Genomic DNA, 2,660 nt, shown 5'->3' with positions numbered 1-2,660 from the left:
CCGCCCCAGTCAAACTACCCGCCACACAGGGTCCCGGAACCAGATAATGGTCCGCGGTTAGACATCAAGACAGACAGGGGTGGTATCTCAAGGGAGGCTCCATGCGAACTGGCGTCCACACTTCAAAGCCTACCACCTATCCTGCACACGTCTGACCTAATGCCAGTGTGAAGCTGTAGTAAAGGTGCACGGGGTCTTTCCGTCTAACCGCGGGAAGCCTGCATCTTAACAGGCAATTCAATTTCGCTGAGTCTGCATTGGAGACAGCGGGGAAGTCGTTACGCCATTCGTGCAGGTCGGAACTTACCCGACAAGGAATTTCGCTACCTTAGGACCGTTATAGTTACGGCCGCCGTTTACTGGGGCTTCAATTCGCTGCTTGCACAACTCCTTTTAACCTTCCAGCACCGGGCAGGCGTCAGACCCTATACGTCGTCTTGCGACTTCGCAGAGCCCTGTGTTTTTAGTAAACAGTCGCCACCCCCTGGTTTGTGCCCCCCACCAAAACTTGCGTTCTGATAGGGCCTCCTTCTCGCGAACTTACGGAGGTATTTTGCCGAGTTCCTTCAATGCAGTTCTCTCAAGCGCCTTGGTATTCTCTACCAGTCCACCTGTGTTGGTTTAGGGTACGATCTAATGGAAGGCTATTTCCTGGAACCGTCCGGCAGCAACTTCAATCCGATAAGGAGTCACTACGCTTTCGATCCGTCACATCTTCCTGGCACCGTAATATTAAACGGTTTCCCATCGACTACGCCTTTCGGCCTCGCCTTAGGGGTCGGCTTACCCTGCTCAGATTAGCTTTAAGCAGGAACCCTTGGACTTTCGGCGACAGGGTCTCTCACCCTGTTTATCGCTACTCATGTCAACATTCTCACTTCTGATCACTCCACCGGATCCCTCACAGGCCGGCTTCACAGTCAGAACATTGTCTCCGTAATATCCGAAGATACTAAAGAGACAGCGTTCTATATCACAGAACGCTCCGCTACCATGCACTTACGTGCATCCTCAGCTTCGGCTCGTAGTTTGAGCCCCGGTACATCTTCGCCGCAGGATAACTTATTTAGACCAGTGAGCTGTTACGCTATCTTTAAAGGATGGCTGCTTCTAAGCCAACCTCCTGGTTGTTTTGGTCGTCCCACCTGCTTTCCCACTTAACTACGAATTAGGGGCCTTAGCTGGAGGTCAGGGTTGTTTCCCTCTTCACTACGGACGTTAGCATCCGCAGTGTGTCTGCCGCATATTACTCTTCGGTATTCGGAGTTTGGTTAGGATCAGTAAGACGGTGAGTCCCCATTACCCATCCAGTGCTCTACCCCCGAAGGTATTCGTGCGACGCTCTACCTAAATAGATTTCGCGGAGAACCAGCTATCTCCGAGTTTGATTGGCCTTTCACCCCTAGGCACAAGTCATCCCGATCTTTTTCAACAGATGTGGGTTCGGTCCTCCAGTACATGTTACTGTACCTTCAACCTGCTCATGCCTAGATCACTCGGTTTCGGGTCTGATCCTACTAACTCATTCGCCCTATTAAGACTCGCTTTCGCTGCGCCTACACCTATCGGCTTAAGCTTGCTAGTAAGACCAAGTCGTTGACCCATTATACAAAAGGTACGCCGTCAGGGCATATGCCCCTCCGACTGTTTGTAGGCGTCCGGTTTCAGAAACTGTTTCACTCCCCTTGTCGGGGTGCTTTTCACCTTTCCCTCACGGTACTGGTTCGCTATCGGTCAGTAAGGAGTACTTAGCCTTCGAAGGTGGTCCTCCGATGTTCAGACAGAATTTCACGTGTTCCGCCCTACTTAATACGTCTAATCATGCTTCCTATACGGGGCTGTCACCCATATTGCCCAACTTTCCAGATGGTTCTAGTCACATTCATAGCTCGGCTGGTCCCCGTTCGCTCGCCGCTACTAAGGGAGTATCTATTGATTTCCTTTCCTCCGGGTACTTAGATGTTTCAGTTCCCCGGGTTTGCTTTAAAAACCCTATATATTCAGGTAATTAATAACTGGTTTACCCTATTATTGAATAGCCTTGCGGCTAACAATAACAGAATATCAGTTGGGTTGCCCCATTCGGAGATCTTTGGGTATAGCGTCTATTCTCGACTTCCCAAAGCTTATCGCAGAGTATCACGTCCTTCATCGCCTCTTACTGCCAAGGCATCCACCAAACGCCCTTCTCGCGCTTGATCTGATCCAGAAAAAGACCGGCTGGTAAAGTCAGTCTGTAATTCTGAAACAGAAGTCGTCATAATTTTGAGAGTTAATGAACTTCACTTGCGTGAGGCTCATAATTTATTGAACTCATGGACATCGCTTGGCGCAATGTCCGCACATTCCCAGTTTAATCGAACACTCTTACGAGTGTCCCATAATTACCAGAGTAGATCTAAATCACTCTGGCTCCTGATGATCAATGATCACCAAGATGGTTAGTGTATTTGACTTGGAAAGACTGTAAATTATCTTTGTATTAGTTCGCCAACACGCACTGGATGGCTTGCTAGCAACGCATGCACAGTGGGTTGGTCACCCGAGTCTGATTATGCTGTCCCGTCACCGGAACTGTTGCGAACTGAGATATTGAACAAGTCCAATAATCCTAGTCCAAACAAGAAACTTACGTCTCGTGTTATTAATGCTCTCTAAAC

1 rRNA gene is annotated in these 2,660 nt (G+C 49.2%); it reads right to left on the bottom strand.

The window, feature by feature from the left end:
• Positions 1-2,201, bottom strand: a 23S ribosomal RNA gene (locus tag IE094_RS15450); the annotation flags it as partial.
• Between the last annotated feature and the right edge of the window lie 459 nt (positions 2,202-2,660).

It is taken from the genome of Paramylibacter ulvae (assembly GCF_014652655.1).
Taxonomy (GTDB): Bacteria; Pseudomonadota; Alphaproteobacteria; order Rhodobacterales; family Rhodobacteraceae; genus Amylibacter; species Amylibacter ulvae.
Note: the sequence above shows the minus strand (reverse complement) of the source record. Positions and strands in the feature narration are given on the sequence as shown.